This window comes from Rhodococcus sp. BS-15, from assembly GCF_000813105.1.
Taxonomy (GTDB): domain Bacteria; phylum Actinomycetota; class Actinomycetes; order Mycobacteriales; family Mycobacteriaceae; genus Rhodococcoides.
Window position 1 is genome coordinate 1 of record NZ_BAOX01000328.1, and the last position, 5270, is coordinate 5270.

Genomic DNA, 5270 nt, shown 5'->3' on the forward strand with positions numbered 1-5270 from the left:
TGGCCGGATCCGGCCCGACCGCCCCGAGACGTCGTTTGACGATAGAGACCCCCGGCCTCGATCGCGGCCTCGGCGACCGAGGCGCGCATGGTGTCGACGCTGGTGGTCACACCAGCTTCGGCCAGCGCGGCGATGACCGGGACGACGCGCTGCGCTTCGAGAGTCGGATCGATCCGGTCTGCTCCGGGACGCGTCGACTCACCACCGACATCGACGATGTCGACTCCGCGACGATGCATCGCCAGCCCGTGTTCGACGGCAGCATCGACATCGAGGTACCGGCCGCCGTCGGAGAACGAATCGGCAGTGACGTTGAGGACACCCATGACGACGGGTGCCGGGGGGATACTCCGCGCCGGGTTCATCGGGAATCGACCGGTCGCGTCATTTCCGCAGAATCAGGTCCAGAGCTTCCGAACGCGATGCCGCGCTGGACTGCAACAGACCCCGCACCGCGGAGGTGGTGGTGCTTGCACCCGGCTTGCGAATCCCGCGCATGGCCATGCACAGGTGCTCGGCCTCGATCACGACGATCGCACCGCGCGGGTCGAGCTTGCGCATCAACGCGTCGGCGATCTGGCTGGTCAAGCGTTCCTGCACCTGGGGGGCGCTTGGCGTACATGTCCACCACGCGCGCGAGCTTCGACAGGCCGGTGACCTTGCCGCTCTTGCCGGGGATGTAGCCGACGTGTGCAACGCCGTGGAACGAGACCAGGTGGTGCTCGCACGTTGAGAACATGGGGATGTCGCGGACGAGAACCAGTTCCTGGTGCCCCTCGTCGAACGTCGTGTTCAGCGCCGTGTCCGGGTCGGTGTACAGCCCGGCGAAGATTTCGCGGTAGGAACGCGCAACGCGGGCCGGGGTGTCGAGCAGACCTGGACGGTCGGGATCCTCGCCGACGGCGATCAACAGCTCACGCACGGCGGCCTCGGCGCGAGGCTGGTCGAAGACCGCGCCGGTGGCGTAGGCCACTGTCTGTTCCACTGCCTGCTGCTGCGCTGCTGGGACTTCTGCCGAGTCGATTGCCGACTCGTCGGTCCGGTTGACTGACACGAGAACGTACCTCCGGTTGGGCTCCGCGAATGTGACAGCTGGGCCGAACTGCACCTGTTCTTCGCAGAGCAGCTGCGCCGACCTGCAGCACGGTTCGAACGACGGACTGGGCCGACCGAAAGGGTCGACCCAGCCAGCCTAATGATGGACCTAGCGGTACGAACCGCCCGGCCCTTCCCAGCGTTGGGTCCGCGGACCTTCGTCGCCGTCGTCCTCGGCTCGCTCGTCTCGCCGCGAGTCCTCGGACGGGCTGTTCGAGGGACGATCGTCTCCGGGCAGCGGATAGCTCTGCGACGGAGTCGGAACCTCCCAGGTGGGAGCGACGCCTCGGCCGGTGCAGCACCGTCCTGGTTCTGGCCGTACGGGGGCTCGTGTCGAGAGGTTCGACCCTGGTCCCGAGCGTCCGGCCGGAACGGATCCGGCTGATACTGCGGCTGCTGATATTCCGGCGGTTGGTTCGACGGCGGCTGGTTCGACGGCGCAGCGGTGGGCGGTTGATATGCCTGTGGCTGCTGATAGGTGGGGTGCTGTCGGTACGTCGGCGGCTGTCCCTGCGGCGGCTCGTACCGATTCTGGTCCGGTCGATCCGATTCCGGCTGCTCGCGGTTCGGTTGGTTCGCAGCCGGCGGCGTGGTCGGTCCCTGGTAACGGGGAACCGAGGACTGGTCACGCGGGGGCCATCCCGGAGCCGACCATCCGGCCGGGGCACCGTAATCGGGACGCGAGCCCTGGCTTGGACCGCTCGGGCGAGGTTCCTGTCGGCGATAGCCCTCGGAGTATCCGCCCCCGTTGGGAGCACCTCCGTTGACCGGGCCGCCGTAACCTCCGTTGTAGCCACCGCCGTTGAAGCCACCGGTTGCGGGGGCGCTGCGTCGACCACCACCGGTGTTCGGCGCATCGACATCACCATTGGTGGGCGCGCCGTTCACCGGTCCACCGTTCGACGGGGCACCGTTCGACGGAGCACCGTTGGTGGGCGTGCCGTTGGTCGGGGCACCGTTGTATCCGTTGCTTCCGTTCGGGTAACCACCTTGCTCAGCTGCGGCGAACCGGCGTAGCTGGGCTGCGGAAACTGTTGCGGCGGAAGCTGCTTAGGGGCCGGCGGCACCGGAGGCCACGGCTCGCCGCGCTCGGCGGCGAGTTCGCGCGGAGTCTTGACCGGCGGCTTGTCCGAGGGCTTGCGATCACCGAAGTCGTTGAACAAGGTGATGCGCGGCCGCTTGGTGACGCTGTGGAAGATCTTCTCGAGGTCCTTGCGGGTGAGCGTCTCACGTTCGAGCAGCTCCGAGGCAAGGGTGTCGAGCAGGTCGCGGTACTCGTTGAGGATGGCCCACGCCTCGGTGTGCGCCGCCTCGATGAGCTTGCGCACCTCCTCGTCGATCTCGCGGGCGACCTCGTGCGAGAAGTCGGACTGCTGTCCCATCGAACGGCCGAGGAACGGGTCGCCCTGTTCCTGCCCGTACCGGACTGCTCCGAGCTTGCTGCTCATGCCGTACTCGGTGACCATCGCGCGAGCGATCTTGGTGGCCTGGTCGATGTCCGAGGACGCACCGGTGGTCGGCTCGTGGAAGACGAGCTCCTCGGCCGCACGGCCACCCATGGCCATGACGAGACGAGCGATCATCTCCGACCGCGTCATCAGGCCCTTGTCGTCCTCGGGCACCGTCATCGCGTGGCCGCCGGTGCGACCGCGAGCGAGGATGGTGACCTTGTAGACGGGCTCGATGTCGGGCATCGCCCACGCTGCGAGGGTGTGTCCACCTTCGTGATACGCGGTGATCTTGCGCTCGTGCTCACTGATGATGCGGCTCTTGCGGCGCGGGCCACCGACGACGCGGTCCACCGACTCCTCGAGGGACGCCTCGGTGATGACGGTGCCGTTCTCGCGAGCGGTGAGAAGTGCTGCTTCGTTGATCACGTTGGCCAGGTCGGCACCGGACATTCCGACGGTTCGCTTGGCGAGACCTTCGAGGTCGGCGTCCTGGGCAACGGGCTTGCCCGCCGAGTGCACCTTCAGGATCGCCCGACGGCCGGCCAGGTCGGGGGCACCGACCGGGATCTGGCGATCGAAGCGGCCCGGACGCAGCAGCGCGGGGTCGAGGATGTCGGGCCGGTTGGTGGCGGCGATGAGGATGACGCCGGTGCGCTCACCGAAGCCGTCCATCTCGACGAGGAGCTGGTTGAGTGTCTGCTCGCGCTCGTCGTGACCGCCGCCCATGCCTGCGCCGCGCTGACGACCGACGGCGTCGATCTCGTCGACGAAGATGATGCAGGGGCTGTTCTGCTTGGCCTGCTCGAACAGGTCACGCACACGGGACGCACCGACACCGACGAACATCTCGACGAAGTCCGAACCGGAGATGGTGAAGAACGGCACGCCGGCCTCGCCCGCGACGGCGCGCGCGAGCAGCGTCTTACCGGTTCCGGGAGGGCCGTACAGCAGCACACCGCGGGGAATCTTGGCACCGAGCGCCTGGTAGCGCGCCGGGTTCTGCAGGAAGTCCTTGATCTCGTAGAGCTCTTCGACTGCCTCGTCCGCGCCTGCGACGTCGGCGAAGGTGGTCTTGGGCATGTCCTTCGTCAGCTGCTTGGCCTTGGACTTGCCGAAGCCCATGACGCCACCGCGTCCGCCACCCTGCATGCGGCTCATCACGAAGATGATCACGCCGAGGATCAGCACCATCGGGAGGATCAGGAGCAGGAAGGAGCTGAACCAGCTCTCCTGGGTGACGGTGGTGTTGTAGCTGTCCAGGCCCTGCGAGTCGACCTTGTCGAAGATCTGCTCGGACGCGGAGTCCGGATACTTCGCGATGATCTGAGTCTGGTTGTCCGAGGCCTCGTTGGCCTCTTTCAGCGTGAGTCGGATCTGCTGTTCGCGGTCGTCGATCTGCGCGGATGCGACGTTTCGGTCGTCGAGCTGGGCGATCGCCACCGAGGTGTCGACCGTCGTCCAGTCCCGCGTGTCGTTACCGAAGTAACTGAAGGCATAGATCACCAACAGAATGCCGAAAACGATGGCAAGATTTCGTATTACTGTCTTCCGATTCATACAGCTTCAGCCGAGTCGGCCGTGTCCTTTCAGTCCGCTCCCGCGCGCTGGCTGCTCCCTGCCCGCCGGATACTCCAGGCTAGCGCGAGACTCGGACATCTGACTCGCTCATACCTGGCGCTGTGCGTCCACGCACCTGTTTGCGTCGACGCTTCTTCCCCTCCAACGACTGCACTCCCCCGGCAGTTCCCCACCTGATGGGCACCCTATCCGCATCGATGGACCATTGCATACGTCTCGGCGCGGCAATGGTCCATTCACGCGGACGGGGTGGACCGAAGGAACGGACTCAGCTGTAGACCTTCGGATCGAGCAGGCCGATGTACGGCAGGTCCCGGTAGCGCTCGTTGTAGTCGAGGCCGTAGCCGACGACGAATTCGTTGGGGATGTCGAAGCCCACGTTCGCGACCTCCACGTCGACCTTGATCGCGTCGGGCTTGCGCAGCAGCGTCACCACCGACAGCGAGGCAGGTGAGCGGGTCGCGAGGTTGCGCTTGAGCCAGCTCAGGGTCAGACCGGAGTCGATGATGTCCTCGACGATCAGCACGTGGCGTCCGGTGATGTCGCGGTCGAGGTCCTTGAGGATCCGGACGACGCCCGACGACGAGGTGGACGACCCGTAGGAACTGACCGCCATGAACTCGAGCTGCGCCGGAATGGGCAGAGCCCGGGCGAAGTCGGTCATGAACATGATCGCGCCCTTGAGGACGCCGACCAGGAGCAGATCACCTTCCGGTGAGCCTTCGGGATACCGCTGGGCGATCTCTTCTGCGAGTTCCGCAGTGCGTGCTTTGATCTGTTCCTCGGAAATGAGAACCGATTCGATGTCGCCCTCGTACACGGGGTTTCCCTTCATTCGTTCTCCAGGCCGACGCTCAGCCTGCCATGCCGACGCGAGCACACCAACCTGGCGTCGGGCGTTCCTCCTGGCAGCGCGACTCCGCCCTGACCCGTCCACCGTCCGACGAGGGCATCGACGGCCCGGATCTGCCGGTCGGTCAGCGACGTCACACCTCGGCCGAGCAACCATCGGCGCAGTACTCGCCGGCGAACGGCGGGATCGAGCGGGTCGAGCGTCGCGACCTCGAGGTCGGGGGTATCGGCGTCGACGACGGATTCGGCGAGCGCGTCGAGCACCCCGGCCGTCCTCGCGCAGCTGCTCGGCGG

The 5270-nt window shown here is 66.4% G+C and carries 3 protein-coding genes and 2 pseudogenes; all 5 read right to left on the bottom strand.

Going from position 1 to position 5270, the window contains the following annotated elements:
- The coding region (locus RHBS_RS24055; protein ID WP_187298613.1) for a dihydropteroate synthase at nt 1–365 on the bottom strand (365 nt) is incomplete at its 3' end.
- A 19-nt stretch (nt 366–384) separates the two neighbouring features.
- A pseudogene (gene folE / locus RHBS_RS24060) lies at nt 385–985 on the bottom strand (GTP cyclohydrolase I FolE).
- A gap of 734 nt (nt 986–1719) precedes the next feature.
- Nucleotides 1720–4103 (bottom strand): annotated as a pseudogene (ftsH, locus tag RHBS_RS24070) (ATP-dependent zinc metalloprotease FtsH); the annotation flags it as partial.
- 289 nt (nt 4104–4392) lie between these two features.
- A complete protein-coding gene (gene hpt, locus RHBS_RS24075) occupies nt 4393–4944 on the bottom strand; it encodes a hypoxanthine phosphoribosyltransferase (RefSeq protein ID WP_032395535.1) in 552 nt (183 codons plus the stop codon).
- An 11-nt stretch (nt 4945–4955) separates the two neighbouring features.
- On the bottom strand, nt 4956–5270 hold a 315-nt coding region (locus RHBS_RS24080; RefSeq protein ID WP_237669634.1), incomplete at its 5' end, for a TilS substrate-binding domain-containing protein.